We start from the raw sequence: 16,045 nt of genomic DNA on the forward strand, positions 1-16,045 counted from the left end.
AGAGACTGGGCGGTCTCCTCCCGAGATAAGAAAAAGAGACCTTCCGGTCGCAAATCCGGCTACTTTTTCGCCAGCGACTTTACGTAGATCACCATGTTCCAAAGGTCGTTCTCTTTCAGGCGGTCGCCTTCTCCGGGCATGTCGCCTTTGCCGCTCTTGATCAGGGTGTACAGGTCGCTGTCGGAGATGTCTTTGAGAGAGGCTGGGTCGGTCAGGTCCTTGATGGACTTCATCGGGATGTCGCCCTTGCCGTCGCCGGTGGCGCCGTGGCACATCGCACAGTCGTAACCGTACATCTTTTTCGCCTTGGCCTGGGACTCGGCGGTGGGTTTTACGGGGTTTGCCATCGCAGGCGCTCCAGCCGGCGGTGCCGGTGTGGACTGCTGTGGTGCGGGGGCCAGAGAAAGAACTGCGGGCAGGACGAGTACAAGTAAAGGCTTCACCATGCGAGCCTCCTTAATGTCGGGACGAATGCTAAGCCTTTCCCCGGTTTTTGGGGAAGAGTTTTTTTTGCCCTTATCCCAGCAGCTCCGCGTAGACGAATCCCTCGCGCTCCAGCACCTCGCCGGGTGTAACGGCGATCTCCCGGGAAAGCATGGGGCCGGCCGAGACGAAGGTGTGGAACTCCCCGTTCTCGCCGCAGGGGTCAACGCCCGTGGGCAGGGAAGCGATCAGATCGCGGCTCCACTGCTTTCCAGCCAGCTCTGCCGGAAGCTTGCGCGGGTCCAGGCAGGCGATGCGGGCTTTTACGCCGGCGACCAGCATCTGTTCGGCCAGCAGGTCCGTTGGAATGCCCCAGACCGGGAACAGGGGTTGCAGACCGGTGCCGGTGAGCATGCGTTCGCGGTAGGCGCGAATCTCCTCAAGGAACAGGTCGCCGAAGGCAACAGCCTCAAAGCCTTCCGCAATTGCGCGCTGGCAAACGGCCGCCATACGCAGTTCGTACTCTTCGTTAGGACAGGGCCAGGGCAGCGGCACCTTCCACAGCGGAAGACCTGCCGCGGCGGCCTGGCGATCCAATAACTCCTCGCGCACGCCATGGATGGCGATGCGGTGGAAGTGTTCGTTCACGGTTGTCAGCAGCGCGCCAACCTGCCACTCGTTCTGCTCGCGCAGCAGCTTCAGGGCCCAGGCGGAGTCTTTGCCGCCGCTCCAGCTCAGGATGCATTTCTTCATAGGCCTATTGTCATTTACCGTTCACAGTTCTTGGAAGATGCGAGTTTTTCCTAGGGAAATGCCGCTGTTAACGCAACATTCATACTTCCGTTAACGAGCCGTAATGGGTGCTGGGCGAAGCTTTGAGCTATATGAAACTATTCAGGCTTGCCCTCCTGCTTGCCGTTATTTGTATCCCGTCATTTGGCCAGATGACGACCGCACGCCTTATCGGTACTGTGACCGACCAGAGCGGCGCTGTGATCTCGAACGCAACTGTAACCGTCAAGAACACCCGCACCGGCCAAAGCCGCACGGTGACCACCAACGGCGATGGCCTCTACATCATTCCTTCGCTCGTGCCCTCTGAGTACGACGTCAAGGTTACGGCGAGTGGATTCGCCGATGCCGAGGCAACCGGTGTAACACTGGCCGTCGGTCAGGAGCTGGTGAAGGATATCGCTCTGCCGGTTGCCGGCAGCTCCACCTCCGTCATGGTGGATGCCGGTCAGATCATTGCGCTCGACACCTCTTCGGCTCGCATCGGCGCCAATGTCGCCAGCCGCGAGATTGAAGACCTGCCCATCAATGGCCGCCAGGTCTCGCAGCTGTACCTTCTGGCTCCCGGCGCCACCAATGTGGGCTCCGGTAACTTTGGCGAAATCCGTTTCTCCGGCCGCGCGGTTGAGCAGAATGTCCTGCGCCTGGACGGTGTAGAAGCCACGGCGCTGATCAGCGCTGTTCCGGGCAACCTGAACGGTGAAGCCAACTCGATCTTCCGTCTGCAGCAGTCACTGGAAGCCATCCAGGAGTTCCGCGTGGACTCCAACAGCTACCCGGCTGAGATGGGTACCGGGACCGGTGGCCAGATCAGCTTTGTCACCAAGTCCGGTGGCAACATGTTCCACGGATCGGCGTTTGAGTATGTGCGTAACGACTTCTTTGACGCGCGTAACACCTTCAACCGCCGCAACACGGCCAACAACTCGCCGAAGTTCCGCCTGAACCAGTTTGGCGGTTCGGTGGGCGGTCCCATCATCAAGGACAAGCTCTTCTTCTTCGGTGTGTACGAAGGTCTGCGCCAGTACTGGAATGTAGCCTCGACCGGCAACACCATCTCGAACTACACCATCTCGCGTATCCCGGTGAACTCGCCGATCCGCAACCTGGTGGCTGCGTATCCGCTGGACCCGAATCCGATTGCGATCGAGCAGCCGGGTGTGACCTTCACCGACGGTACGGTCAACGGTGCAACCGGTCGTGAGCTGGTTTCGGTCAGCCGCGCGGTTCCGTACTCGCTGACCGAGAACTTCGCCGCGGCCCGCTTCGATTACCACATCAACGACAAGTACAGCGTTTATGCCCGCTTCAACCGCGACCAGGGAACAGCGAACTCCACGCAGGACCCCGCCGGCGGCCTGACGCAGAACAAGTACATTCCGCAGAACGCGGTGATCGCCCTGAACCAGGTCCTCTCGGGATCGATGTTCAACGAGACCAAAATCGGTCTGAACTACGTCAAGACGCGCGTCAATGGCGTGAGCGGCGCAAGCCCGAATGCTGACCTGAGCGCCAGCCTGTTCAGCATCGCCAATGCCGTCAAGCCCGGTGGCCTGGTCACGACTTCGTCCAGCTTTACCGGCCGTGGCGCACCATACACCGGCTGGAGCATCTCGCCGATCGACAACTTTTCGATCATCAAGGGCAATCACAACCTGAAGTTTGGTTTTGAGTCCCGCATCATCAAGATCTACAACGACCAGCTGGGCGGCACGCAGTACACCTTCAACAGCGTGACCAACTTTGTGAACAACACGCCGGATCAGACCGCCTTCAACGGCGATCTGAGCGCGCTGAGCCCCTTCAGCGGCCTGTCGGGTGTGGCCCAGATGCGTCAGAACTACTACATCGGCTACGCGCAGGATGAGTGGAAACTCAAGCCCACCCTGACCCTGTCGTATGGCGTTCGCTACGAGTACTTCCAGCCCCTGCACGAAGTCAATGACAAGTATGTGTTCTTTGACATGACTTCGGGCACCCTCTACTCCAGCGGCCGCGTTTCCGCGTTCCCGAAGTACAACAAGAGCTGGTTCGGCAGCTCGACCAAGAACTTCGGACCGCGCGTCGGCCTGACCTGGGCTCCCGCTTCGCTGCACAACAACACCGTGGTTCGCCTGGGTGCCGGTATCTTCTACGGTCCCGGACAGACGGAAGACCAGGTACAGCCTGAAGCCAACGACCGCGTAGGCCGCACGCTGACCGGCGCCGCCGGAGCTTATCCGGTCAACACGACTGCGTTGCTCGCAGGCTTTGACGCCAACAACCTGTCCGGCTTCCAGCCGCGCGCTTACGCTCCGTACTACCACCTGCCGGAGCGCATTGCGACCTACACCTTCTCGATCCAGCAGCAGCTGCCGGGTCAGATGCAGTTGATGGTTGGTTATGTCGGTTCGCAGGGACGCAACCTGTTCCTGCGCTCCATCACCAACCGCATCGTGAGCGTGAACACCAACGCCTCCACCGGCGCGGGTTCGGCAGTGCGCGAGTTCGGCAGCCGCTACGGCGAAATCGACTACAAGACCTCCGGCGGTACGGACCACTACCATGCTCTGCAGTCGACCTTGCAGCGCCGCTTCAAGCAGGGCCTTTCGCTGGGTATGCAGTACACCTGGGCGAAGGAGCTCGGCACCACCTCCGGTTCCAACGAAGCCAGCACCGCGCAGAACCCGTACGACTTCCGTATGGAGTACGGCCGTGGCAACTTCGATATCCGCCACAGCTTGAACGTCTCCGTGCTGTATGACCTGCCGGTAGGCCGCGGCAAGGCTGTCGATTTCGGCACCCTTGGCAACGCAGTGGCCGGTGGATGGCAGATGGGCGGCATTGTGAACTTCCGCTCGGGCCTGCCGATCGATGTCCTGGCAACGCGTCCTGATATCGCCTACGTGGGCACGCCGGTCTCCGGCAGCTACGCCGGCAATGTCTACTCCGCTCCGGTGTTGGATTCGTCCTGCCCGGGCTACACCAACGGCACCACCACGGTAAACGCCGGCGTCTGCACCACGGCTGTGGTCAACGTTCCGGGCGGTGGCAACACGCGTAACATCCGCCGCGTAAACCTGGTAGCGGGTGTGAATCCGTACACGAACGTAGGCAAGCAGCTGCTGAATCCGGCCGCCTTTACTCTGCCGGCTCCTGGCAGCTTCGGAACCCTGCGCCGCAACGGTCTGAATGGCCCGTCGATGGCGCAGCTGGATATGACCCTGGAGAAGACCTTCGCGCTCACCGAGCGCGTGAAGTTCAACTTCAAGGCCGAAGCCTTCAACGTCTTCAACCACGCCAACTACGCCGTTCCGGGAACCATCCGCTTTGCGCAGGGCATCGGCACGGGCGGCACCAAGACCTCGACCAACACCATCAGTGCAGGTGTCCAGCCTGGCCAGGCCTACTCGACCGGAACGGCGGGCAGCAACTGGGGCACGCTGACCTCGACGGTGGGCAACCAGGTGGGTCAGGGCGCCAACCGCCAGATCCAGCTCTCGGGCCGTATCAACTTCTAACCCCAAAGCAGCACCACTTTCATGCGGCGTACCCGGTTTTTGGGTGCGCCGCATGTTTTTTGCCTGTTTTTCGCTTGACTCGCGGTTTTTACCGGGGTTACTCTTTGCGCAACTTCATTGGCAAACCTCGCCAACCCGTTCCGGCTCCCGATTGCGCGTTGCGCAGCGTGGTGGCTGGATGCGGCATCTAACTCCCAGAGCCAATCAACCTTTACCGCCGTAGCAGCTGACGGAGGTCAGCATACTGCTTGATGAAAAAAGCGCTTGAGATCACGCCCAACATCGAGCCCCTGTTCGGGACCCGCGACGAAAACCTTCACCTGATGGAAAAGGCCCTGCGTGTTGCCATTGACCTGCGATCGGATGCAGTGATGGTGACCGGCGACCCGGATGGCATCGCCCGCGTCGAGAAGATCTTCACGGACTACGACCAGCTTTGCCACCAGGGTGTGATGCTGCAGAACGGCGAACTGCACGGCATGCTGAAACTGGTGGTGGCTGACCCTCGCATTACCCTGCGCGGCCTGGTGGAGAGCGGCAAGCAGCGCTCTACCGGAGCCAAGCGAACGGTACAGCCGCGCTCTCCTAACCAGCGCAAGTACATTGAGCTGATTGAACAGAACGACATGATCTTCGGCATCGGCCCGGCCGGCACCGGCAAAACCTATCTTGCCGTGGCCATGGCGGTTGCCGCGCTGATGTCGAAAAAAGTCAGCCGCATCATCCTCGTCCGCCCGGCGGTGGAGGCTGGGGAACGGCTTGGCTTCCTTCCCGGATCGCTGCAGGAGAAGGTTGATCCCTACATGCGTCCGTTGTATGACGCCCTGTATGACCTTCTGGACCCGCCCCGCGTCGACAAGATGCTGGAGACCAACGTGATTGAGATTGCCCCGCTGGCCTTCATGCGCGGCCGCACGCTCAATGACGCCTTCATCATCATGGACGAGGCGCAGAACACGACCAACGAGCAGATGAAGATGTTCCTCACCCGCCTGGGAGCCAACTCCAAGGCCATCATCACCGGCGATCTGTCGCAGATCGATCTTCCGAACCCGAAGAAGAGCGGCCTGCTGGAGGCGTTGCGTGTGCTGGATGGGGTGGAGGGCCTTGGCTTCTGCCACTTTGAGGACGCCGACGTGGTGCGCCACCACCTGGTGCAGCGCATCGTGCGTGCTTACGACAGTCATACGCGCGAGCAACAGCAGCTTCCGCTGGGGCTCGAAGGCTCCGTTGGCGAGGGGATGCCGGCAGCCGAACCGGCCAAACGCATCTCAAAGCCGCAGTAGAACGCTTCGGATCGAGTACCATCATGGAAAGAGGGCGTAACGCCCTCTTTCCTTTTTCTGCATGATTCGCATCGAACCACAAGAGATGCCTGCTGCCATCGAGCTCGACCGGACCCGTCTGTCCCGCTACCTGCTGCGCGCCCGCCGCGCCGTAGGGCTGGAAGGGCAGGTGGACGTACTGTTGACCGACGACAAGACCATCAAGCGCCTGAACCGCGACTTTCGCGGGAAGAACAAGGCTACGGACGTGCTGAGCTTTCCCGCCGGAGACTTCGCCGAGGGGCTGGCAGGCGATCTTGCCGTCTCGCTGGATACAGCGGCGAAGCAGGCCAAACGCTTTGGCCTGACGCTCGAAGACGAGGTGAAGACCCTGCTGCTGCATGGCACCCTGCACCTGGCCGGATATGACCATGAGGTCGACAACGGCGAGATGGCCGCGGAGGAAGCGCGTCTACGCGCGAAGCTGCGGCTGCCCAGCAGCCTGATTGCCCGCGTAGAAGGCCCGGGCAAGCGTGTAAAAGGAGCTGCGCGATGAATTACTGGGCGTTGAGCTCGCTGATTCTGCTGCTGGTCATCCAGACGCTGGCCTCCTACATCGACCGAGTCTATTCGGAGATGGGAAAGTTCCTCTCTCGCGACTTTCAAGAGAATGTCGATGCGTGGACACGTGCCGTTGAGCCCAGGATGATTCTTGGCCGCGACACGCTGTCGCTATCGGCCTCAGTGCTGCGACAGGTGACGCTTGCGGCGATCGCCGTGCTCTTCGGAGCCAAGCTCTACAGTTCGTTTGTCCTGCTTCCCCTGCTGCATCACGGCCCTGGCCTGCCGGACTTCGTGATGACCGCCGTGGAGCTGGTCGGCATTGTCATCCTGTTTGACCGCCTGGTTCCGTACCTGCTGTTTGTACGGACCAGGGGCCTTTGGATCGCCTACCTGCGCCTGCCGCTGGTGCTGGTTTTTCTTATCCTGTTGCCCATCACCATGTTCCTCAGCCTGCTGATCTCCATCATCGCCCTGGCGGAGCCGGAGGAGCAGGAAGAAGAGGAGAATACCTCGGAGGGCGTGGATGCGCTGCTCGAAGCCGGGGAAGAAGAGGGCATTCTGGAGGAGAGCGACCGCGAGCTGGTGCGCAGCGTCGTGGAGTTTGGCGACATGGTGGCGCGCTCCGTCATGACGCCACGGCCGGAGATGTTCTGCGTGCCCGCGACCATGTCGCTTGAAGAGTTCACCACCGTCATGCTCAAAGAGGCCTACTCCCGCGTACCGGTCTACGGGGAGTCGATCGACGTGATCACCGGGATCGCCTTCGCGCGCGACCTGCTGGGTATTGCTGACGCTGACGCCGGACAGGCGACCGTTGCCAGCATCCAGAAGCCAGTGGCCTTTGTGCCGGAAACCAAGAAGGTGAACGAGCTGCTGAAGGAGATGCAGCGCGCCAAGCAGCACATGCGCATCGTAGTGGACGAGTATGGCGCCGTGGCCGGTCTCATCACCATTGAAGACCTTCTCGAGGCCATTGTCGGGGACATTGACGACGAACACGATGTCGAGGAAGAGACCAACGAGCCCGTGGGCAGCGCCGCCACCGGTTGGTCTGTTCCCGGACGTTTTGAAGTCTCGCGGCTGCGGGAGCTGTTTCAGCACGAGGAAGACGAAGACCCTGTCGATCTGGAGCTTCCGGCCGACGTGGAGGCTACCACCGTTGGAGGCCTGGTCAGCGAACTGGCGGGGCATATTCCGCATTCGGGCGAGGTGGTAGAGGCCGGCCGGCTGCGGCTGGAGGTGCTCTCTTCCACCGACCGCCGGGTCCAGCGCGTAATGGTCCAGATGGCAACGCTCGCCAATACGGCGGATAATCAATAACGATGCCTATTCGTTCCGGATTCGTTTCCATCGTCGGCCGCCCCAATGCCGGCAAGTCGACGCTGGTGAACGCGCTGCTTGGCCAGAAGGTGGCCATTGTGACGCACAAACCGCAGACCACGCGCAACCGCATTCAGGCGGTGCTCGAGGTTCCACTTAAGAAAAAGACCGCGCGTGTACCCGGCCACCCCGCCGCCCAGATTGTCTTTGTTGATACGCCGGGAATCCACAAGCCCACCACGGAGCTGGACCGCCGCATGATGCAGGAGGTCCACGATGCCCTGGAGAGCCGCGATGTGGTCGTCCTTATGGTGGATGTGACCCACCGCCTGCCCAAACCCGGCGAAGAGCCGACCGGCAAGGCAAAGCTTTCGCTGGATGAGCACAACTTCACGCTGGGCCTGGTGAAGAAGCTGGACTGCCCGGTGATCCTTGCGCTGAACAAGATTGACGAACTGCCGCGGGAGATACTGCTGCCGCAGATCGCCTACTGGCAGCAGCAGCACAACTTTGCCGCGGTCATTCCCATGTCGGCGAAGAAGAAGGATGGCCTCGACACGCTGATTGAGGCCATCATCGCGGTTCTGCCGCTGGGCGAACGTTACTTCCCGAAGGACCAGATCACCGACCAGCCGGAGCGCTTCCTGGTCGCCGAACTCATCCGCGAGAAGGTGCTGATGTTTACCGGCGAAGAGGTTCCCTACGCCACGGCGGTGGTGGTGGAGCGCTTCGAGGAGCCCGTGAAGAAGGGCGCCGCGACCAAGATCGCCGCTGCCATCTATTGTGAACGCACCGGGCAGAAAGCCATCCTCATCGGCAAAGGCGGCGCCATGCTGAAGCAGATTGGCACCGCGGCCCGTAAAGAGATGGAGTACGTGCTGGGCGGCAAGGTCTTCCTGGAGCTGTTTGTGAAGGTGCAGGACGACTGGCGCTCGAAGCGCGGCTTTATCGACGACCTGGACTGGCGCAAGCAGCTTGAAGATCTCGCCATTAAGCAGTCGAACGAAGAGTAGCAGCTTCTCTTACATTCCCCATATCTCTTGTCATCTCGACCGTAGCGAAGTGGAGAGATCCGCATGTTCAGCCGAATGCAGGGTTTCTCCACTCCGCAGAACGCCGATGGCGTCCTGCTACGGTCGAAATGACAGGTTCTTCTACAAATACAGCGTATTTTCCAGGAACTCGTTCAGGAACTTGCCCTTCGGATCGTGGTGATAGGCCAGGTTCTTGAATCGTGTCAGGTTGGGCAGGCGGCGTTGCAGTACCCGCGGCTCCATGGTGAAGAACTTGCCCCAGTGCGGCAGCGCTCCAAAGGGCTGCAGGGCGGCTTCGACCTCTGGCACAACCTTTGCGACAGCCTCCGGCTCTGCCTTCCACGTGAAGTGAATGCCAAGCGAGTCGCGCTGGTAGTTCGGGCTCATCCACAGGTCATCGGCGGCAACGGAGCGCAGCTCGGTGACGTGCAGATGGGGCGTGATCTTTTCCCGCAAAGCCTCCACCGCAAGAATAGCGTCGTACCCCATGTCGATGGGCACAAAAAGCTCGGTCTGAATCTCCGCGCCGGAGCTGGGCGTGAACTCCATGCGGAAGTGCGGCAGCCGTTCATGCCATGGGCCCGGCACTCCAAGCTGTTCGGTGCAGTTGACCGGGTCATGCCCAGCCAACGGATGCAGCCTGGTGGCGGCACGCGTCGCGCCGTAGAACTCCTCCGGAGCATATGGCTCGCCCACCCGCTGTTTCAGCCACACCTGCTGCGCGCGATGGTCCTGCCACGTGGTGAAGAGTGAGACGGAGTAGGCCGCGTCCATGATGGTGCGCAGGTTGTCCTTCAGGTGATCGAAAGAGAGGTTTTCGTAGACCGTTTGCGCCACGTCGTACGTGGGTTCTATGCGAAGCGTGATGGCGGTGACGATGCCCAGTGCTCCCAGGGCAACGACCACGCCGGAGAAGAGATCCGGATTGCCCTCGCGCGTCAGTGATACCAGTTCCCCTTTCGCGTTCAGAAAGTCGATGCCGGTGACTGCCGTGGCAAGATTGCCATGGCGCAGGCCGGAACCATGCGTCGCCGTCGCCACACCACCGACCACGGAGATATGCGGCAAGGAAGCCAGGTTGTGCAGCGCATATCCGCGCTGGTGCAGCCACGCGGCCAGCTCGCCGTAGCGAATACCTGCGCCCAGCGTTACGGTGCGCACGTCTTCATCCAGCGTGATGCCGGTCAGCTTTTCAAGCGAGACCTGCACGCCATCGCTGTCGGCAATGCCATTGAAGGTGTGACGTGTGCCCAGGGCGCGCACCTGTGCCGTGTCACGCACGATGGCCTGGGCTTCTTCGACGGTAGCGGGAGTCAGGAGAACGCTGGCGTAGTAGGTGTAATTGCCGGCCCAGTTGTTGCGTTCAGGCATGAATGTCCTTCGGAAAGCGGTTTTGCAATTCCCATTCTAGGCGGCGGTGGGAGCGTCGATTTTTATTCCTTCAAAAAGTTCTTTACTCGTACACATAGTCACGCTATCTTCGGCCCAGGTTACCCCAACAATCTGTGCAGACGAAGTATCCCGTTTCTCATCCTTTGAGGAGATTAGTGAGATGGTGTGGATGATCCGTATTGCTGCGCGTGCATGGGCATGCGCATTTGTCTTGGTGTGTCTGGCGATGGTGCCGGTTTTCGAGATGCAGGCGCAGAGCTTTGCACCTGGAACAGGAAGGGCTGGCGTTTCCAGTAGAACCGCGACGAGCCGTGCAGAATTGACAGCGGCTGACAAAGCGCAAGTGCGTGGAGCGGTCTTTCAGGGGCGTGCGGAAAAGACCCTGAATGCCACACAAAAGAAAACCCTCAAGGATGCGTATCGCGCCAAGCTTGAGCAGAAGAAACAAATCGCCCTGGCTTCAAGGTTCATCCTCTATCCGGGGACATCCTCTAGCCCGAACAATATTCAGGCGCCATCCAGTCGTATCCTGACAGCCACGGTGAACAGCTCGGTCGATATGGATGATCTATCGTTCGAGGTCTTGAATGGAACAGAAAATTACACTGCAACGGCGACGGTAGATGATACGAACTTCTCGATTCAAAATTGCGCCGGCGTAATTAACGCATCTCATCCTTGTGTGATTCCGGTGACATATAAGCCCATGAAAGAAGGCCAGGCATCCTCAACTCTCAAGGTTGTTTTTGCGCTTGCGGGTTCTCCGGGTACGACAGTCACTGTGACGGTGCCATTGATCGGAAGCGGAACTCAGACCTGTCAGACCTCTGATTTTGCGTGGCTCCCACTCACGCACAAAGATATTCGCAAGAATGTGGTTAATTGTTTTTTCAATGCGAGTGGCAGCCTTGATTTTGTCTCACAGGTGCAATATGCCTATAACCCATCCGGAAGCGCATCGACGGTAGGAGCGGATTTGCTTGCATTCAATTTTATGCCCGGAATCCAGTTGGTGCTCGGCGGGAATGGTTCAACCAACAGTTGCGACCAGCAAACGTCTGGCTCAAGCGGCACAGCGACCACTTGCGGCGGGAGCGCGGCGCAAACGAATGATGGAACGGGTTCCGTTCAACAGGCGGCCCAGGCGTTGCAGCGGGGTGGCGATTTTTACACGCGGGCTACATGGCCTATGCTCAATTGGCGCAAGCATGATTTACAAGCGCTCGCAGTGCTCTCCCCGCGCCTCGGGTTTACCGTCGCTGGTCTTGGAGATCAAACGACCGGCAGCGGTGTGAATCCACTTCCACAATTTGCAGCAGAGCTTTTTGTACAGTATGACGCGATTGGACAAGACGGAGGCAGAGATGCTCCTGCCTCCGTCTTTGTCGATTGGCGTCCCGCGTATCAGCACGTGGGAGAAGATTTTCGCCAAGCGGCAGGCTTGGATCACAAAAATTTCTATCTTTCTCAACTCGCGATAGGACTCGCGATCAAGGGAGGAATCACGATATCGGGGCAAAGATTTTTCGGACCGGCACTCTTCTTTGTGGATGGAAATGGAAAGACGTCCGAGAACAATTTTGGTGGTTGGCAAATCCGCCTGGCTATCAATCCGAAAGCTTTCGGAAAAAGCTAGTCGACCACTTGATCAAAGGTGAAAGGGCATATCGCTATTCCTTGATGTTGATGCCCAGCGCCTTCATCTTGCGGTAGAGATGACTGCGTTCCAACCCCAGCAGCTCGGCGGCGCGGCTTACGTTGCCATGCACGTCGTCGAGCTTCTTCAGGATGTAGTCGCGCTCGTAGGCTTCGCGTGCCTGCAGCAGGGTAGGGAAGTCTTCCGTGCGGCCGGGTTTTCCCTGCTCGCGGTACACCAGTACCGGCAGGTGTTTGCGTTCGATACGCAGCACGCGCGGATTGAGAATGAGCACGCGCTCAATCACGTTGCGCAGCTCGCGCACGTTGCCGGGCCAGTGGTAGTGCTGCAGGGTTGCGATGGCGTCGTCGGCGATCTCCACGCGCGGGCGGCCGTACTGCCGTCCAAACTCCAGAAGGAACTCGCGCACCAGCAGCGGAATGTCTTCCTTGCGGTCGCGCAGCGGCGGGACGAAGAAGGGAATCACGTTCAGCCGGTAGAACAGGTCTTCGCGGAAGTTACCGCGAGCAATTTCTTCCTGCAGGTCTTTGTTGGTCGCCGCGATCACCCGCACATCGACGGAGATGGGGGAGGTGGCTCCCACCGGCGTGAAGCGCTGCTCATCGAGCGCGCGCAGCACCTTGGCCTGCGTCTTCAAACTCATGTCACCCACTTCATCCAGAAACAGCGTTCCCAGGTGGGCACGCTCAAAGGTACCTGGCTTGTTCTGCGCGCCGTCGCCGCGCTGGCCAAAGAGTTCGGCTTCAATAAAGTCTTCCGGAATAGCGGCGCAGTTCAGCTCGACGAAAGGGTGTTCCCGGCGCAGCGACTCCGCGTGCATGGTGCGGGCGATCAGTTCTTTGCCCGCGCCAGACTCTCCATAGATCAGAACGCGGCCATTGGTTGGCGCCATCAGGCCAATCTGCTGGCGCAGCGCCTTCAGCGGGACCGACTGTCCGGTGAGCGACGCGCTGGTGGCAAGCTGCCGCTTGAACTCCTGGTTCTCCATGCGCAGCTGCCGCGACTGGATCGCGTTGCGCAGCACCAGCAGGGTACGGTCCAGCGAGAGCGGCTTTTCCAGGAAGTCGAAGGCCCCCAGCTTGGTGGCGCGCACGGCCGATTCGATGGTTCCGTGGCCGGAGATCATGATGACCTCTGGCGCCGAGGGCAGGTTCAGCTCCCGCAGCTTCGCCAACAGGTCCAGGCCATCGGCGTCCGGCAGCCAGATGTCGAGCAGCACGGCGTCCCACGTGCCGTCCTTCAGCAGGGCAAGACCCTCTGCCCCTGTAGCGGCGCTGGCAACATGGTACTGCTCATCGCTCAGGATGCTTTCAAGCGATGTCCGGATTGCGGCTTCGTCGTCGATGACGAGAATGTGATTCATATCTTGTTGGATGGCCAGTTAGGTGGAGGGTTGGATGTTTACGGCGTCGGACGTTGTGCCGTGTACGTCTATCTCCGATGCTACCGGGAGTTCGAGAATAAAGCGTGCACCGACGGGCGTCGCACTTTCCGCGCGGATGCTGCCATGGTGTTCCTGAACGATCTTTGCCGCAATGGCCAGTCCAAGGCCGGTGCCGCGCTGCTTGGTAGAGAAGTAGGGCAGAAACAGCCGTTCGCGCATCTCGTCGGTCACGCCGGTGCCGGTATCTTCCACCACAAGCTCCAGCATGCCCGAGGGCAGCAGGGCGGTGGAGATATGCAGCTCGCGCAGGAGCTGGTTCTGCATCGCCTCCAGTGCATTGTCGATCAGGTTGGAGAGTGCGCGCTTCAGCGCCTCCGGGTCGGCCAGAACCAGCGGCAGGGAATTCGTCAGGTCCTGGCGAATCTTCACCGCCTGCGTGCGACCGGCAAACATGGCCAGGGAATTCTGCACGATTGTGTTCAGGTCCGCGGGTCTGGGGCGCGCCATGGGAAATTCCGCCAGCGACGAGAACTGGTCGACCAGTGTGCGCAGGCTTTCTACCGCGGAAAGAATCGTCTCCGAGCTGCGGCGGATCACTGCCGGCGATGGCGATTCCAGGCCGGCCTCCTGCATTTGCGTGTCGATGCGGCCGGCGTGGCGATGAATCTGTTCGGCGGAAAGCGAGATAGGCGTGAGCGGGTTCTTGATCTCGTGCGCGACGCGGCGCGCTACTTCCTTCCATGCGGACTGCCGCTGCGCGCGCAATAGCTCCGTGGCGTTCTCCAGCACCAGCACGTATCCACGGTGGTCGTGTTCGGCAGATTCAATCAGGGCTATCGTGGCGGACAGGTTCAGGCCCAGCATCTCAAACTCTGCCGAAGCCGATCCCATGCGGTGGGACCGCTGGAAGAGCCGTGTAAACTCCGGCATGTGGTCCGCAGGGACAAAGGTGGAAACCTGCAGGCCGGTGAAGGTACGCTGTCCGCCGGGGTCCAGCATCTCGCTGAAGGCGCGGTTGGCCAGCAGCACGCGCTGGTGGATATCCAGCATGGCCACGCCGTTGGGAATGGTCTGGAGCATGGTCTCCAGCTCTTTGCGGCGGGCTTCCAGGGCGGAGTTCGCCAGGGAGATCTGCAGTGTTGACTCGGTAATCTGCGCGCGTGAGCTTTGCAGGTCGGCCGCCATGTGGTTGAAGCTGCGCACCAGCTCGCCCAACTCCTCCGTTGCGCTGGCCTCGACACGGCGGGCGTAATTGCCAGTCGCAATCTCTTCCATGGCATCCGCCAGCGCTTCGACAGGCCGTGTTACCTGGCGCGACAGGTGGAGGCCCAGCCACACGCTGGCAAACAGGGCGAGCCCCGTGATCATGAGCAGCAGCAGCATGTACTGGTTGCGGATGGAGCGGCGCGTGCGGAACAGCGTCCAGTAGGTATCGGCTGCACTGCGGATGCGGCCAACCGTGTCCGACATCCCCTGTGGCAGGGGTAACCCCACCACCACAATGTCGCCCTGCGGCTTTACCCAGGCCGTGCCCAGGGCAAAGTCCTTGTCCGCAACCGAGTAGAGCGCATCGTCGGAGCGCAGTGCGGTTTGCAGCAGCTCTGCCGCGGACGAGGCCTTTGTCCCGCCCTCGGGAAGCAACTGCTTGATTACCACCTTGCCGTTCTGCTCCTGCGGCAGCTGGAATGCGGCCAGCAGGGCATTGTTGCGGTAGACGGCGGCAAATCCGCCCTGCAGCGTGACCTCATGCTCCTGCAGGGGCGTTGATAGATCGCCACCGCTTGCGGGCAGGGAGTTCGCAATAGCCTGTGCCTCTGCCCGCGCATTGGCAGAGGCGTAGCGCGACAACTCCACGGCAATCGAGTTGGAGTCGTCGCGAAGCTGCGTTACCGGCTGTGAAAACCAGCGCTCTACCGCGCGGTTCATCAGCAGATAGCTGAAGGCAAACATAAAGGCGATGGGCAGCAGAGACAGGATGACGGCTCCCCAGACCATGCGCGCCCGCAAACGCGAGCCCAGCAGCCGGCTGCGATGCTCCGCATAGAGCTTCAGCAGGTTGCGGGTCAGCAGGATCAGCACCACCACAAACAGCAGGAAAGCGATGGTCGACAGGGCCGTAAACAGGAAGATCTGCGGGGTGGACGACGGGTCCAGGAAGTCCAGCTTGAAGGCGTTCAGCGCCGCCAGCCCCAGGAACAGGATCAGCAGGCACACGCCCAGCACGATGGTCAGGGCCTTGCGCGTTGGCGTCCCGGGGCTCATGCAATGCTGATGTTTATGGTACAGAATGCTTTATGGCTACGACGGCAATGTTCAGCGCGCGGGAAGCGGCACGGATGCTCGGTATCAGCTATCCGACGATTAAACAGTGGATTCTCAGCGGAAAACTCAAAACGGTCACTACGCCTGGAGGTCACCACCGGGTGGCGGAATCGGCCCTGAAACCGTTCCTCGCCCAGGACCGCGAGCGTCCGGCGGAGGTTTCCCGCGAGCGCTACCGCAAGGTCTCCGGCCGGAACCAGCTTCTGGGCAAGGTCGTCAGCGTCCGGATTGAGGGCCTGCTGGCCCAGGTGGTAGTCGCTGTGGGCGAGCAGCATATCAACAGCATCATTACCGCGGACGCCGCCCGCGAGCTTGGCCTGAAGAAAGGCCAGACCGTGGCCGCGCTGGTTAAGTCCACGGACGTGATGATCGAACGTGTGGAATAGCAATCC

At 60.5% G+C, this 16,045-nt stretch carries 12 protein-coding genes; 7 read left to right on the forward strand and 5 right to left on the reverse strand.

The window, feature by feature from the left end:
* Positions 1-59: 59 nt before the first annotated feature.
* Both OHL13_RS00885 and OHL13_RS00890 read right to left on the reverse strand, forming a co-directional pair.
* Positions 60-446, reverse strand: coding sequence for a c-type cytochrome (locus OHL13_RS00885; protein ID WP_263408227.1), 387 nt, complete (start codon positions 444-446; stop codon positions 60-62).
* Positions 447-516: 70 nt separating this feature from the next.
* The gene (locus tag OHL13_RS00890) at positions 517-1,176 is read right to left on the reverse strand and encodes an adenine nucleotide alpha hydrolase (RefSeq protein ID WP_263408228.1); all 660 of its coding nucleotides are present in this window, start codon (positions 1,174-1,176) and stop codon (positions 517-519) included.
* 191 nt (positions 1,177-1,367) lie between these two features.
* Here OHL13_RS00890 and OHL13_RS00895 point away from each other — a divergent pair, with 191 nt between their 5' ends.
* From OHL13_RS00895 to era, 5 genes are all read left to right on the forward strand, one after another.
* Entirely contained in the window at positions 1,368-4,715 is a 3,348-nt protein-coding gene (locus tag OHL13_RS00895) for a TonB-dependent receptor (protein WP_263408229.1), read from the forward strand.
* A gap of 248 nt (positions 4,716-4,963) precedes the next feature.
* Positions 4,964-6,001 carry a PhoH family protein gene (locus OHL13_RS00900; protein ID WP_263408230.1) on the forward strand — a complete coding sequence of 346 codons (1,038 nt, stop codon included), beginning with the start codon at positions 4,964-4,966 and terminating at the stop codon, positions 5,999-6,001.
* Positions 6,002-6,086: 85 nt separating this feature from the next.
* On the forward strand, positions 6,087-6,536 hold the full coding sequence (gene ybeY, locus OHL13_RS00905; protein WP_263408231.1) for an rRNA maturation RNase YbeY: 450 nt from the start codon (positions 6,087-6,089) through the stop codon (positions 6,534-6,536).
* Entirely contained in the window at positions 6,533-7,864 is a 1,332-nt protein-coding gene (locus OHL13_RS00910; RefSeq protein ID WP_263408232.1) for a hemolysin family protein, read from the forward strand. Before ybeY ends, OHL13_RS00910 begins: the two co-directional genes overlap by 4 nt.
* Before the next feature lie 2 nt (positions 7,865-7,866).
* Positions 7,867-8,877 (forward strand): GTPase Era, encoded by a 1,011-nt coding sequence (gene era, locus OHL13_RS00915; protein WP_263408233.1) that lies wholly within the window; start codon positions 7,867-7,869, stop codon positions 8,875-8,877.
* 141 nt (positions 8,878-9,018) lie between these two features.
* Here era and OHL13_RS00920 read toward each other — a convergent pair whose 3' ends face one another.
* On the reverse strand, positions 9,019-10,269 hold the full coding sequence (locus OHL13_RS00920) for an FAD-binding protein (RefSeq protein ID WP_263408234.1): 1,251 nt from the start codon (positions 10,267-10,269) through the stop codon (positions 9,019-9,021).
* Positions 10,270-10,450: 181 nt separating this feature from the next.
* Here OHL13_RS00920 and OHL13_RS00925 point away from each other — a divergent pair, with 181 nt between their 5' ends.
* Positions 10,451-11,926 (forward strand): hypothetical protein, encoded by a 1,476-nt coding sequence (locus tag OHL13_RS00925; protein WP_263408235.1) that lies wholly within the window; start codon positions 10,451-10,453, stop codon positions 11,924-11,926.
* 34 nt (positions 11,927-11,960) lie between these two features.
* Here the strand turns inward: OHL13_RS00925 and OHL13_RS00930 are convergent, their stop codons facing one another.
* The gene (locus tag OHL13_RS00930; protein ID WP_263408236.1) at positions 11,961-13,310 is read right to left on the reverse strand and encodes a sigma-54-dependent transcriptional regulator; all 1,350 of its coding nucleotides are present in this window, start codon (positions 13,308-13,310) and stop codon (positions 11,961-11,963) included.
* A gap of 18 nt (positions 13,311-13,328) precedes the next feature.
* Entirely contained in the window at positions 13,329-15,593 is a 2,265-nt protein-coding gene (locus tag OHL13_RS00935) for a sensor histidine kinase (RefSeq protein ID WP_263408237.1), read from the reverse strand.
* 32 nt (positions 15,594-15,625) lie between these two features.
* Here OHL13_RS00935 and OHL13_RS00940 point away from each other — a divergent pair, with 32 nt between their 5' ends.
* Complete coding sequence (locus OHL13_RS00940; protein WP_263408238.1) at positions 15,626-16,039, forward strand: helix-turn-helix transcriptional regulator; 414 nt, start codon at positions 15,626-15,628, stop codon at positions 16,037-16,039.
* Positions 16,040-16,045 lie beyond the last annotated feature (6 nt).

The sequence above is a fragment of the Terriglobus tenax genome (genome assembly GCF_025685395.1).
Taxonomy (GTDB): Bacteria; Acidobacteriota; Terriglobia; order Terriglobales; family Acidobacteriaceae; genus Terriglobus; species Terriglobus tenax.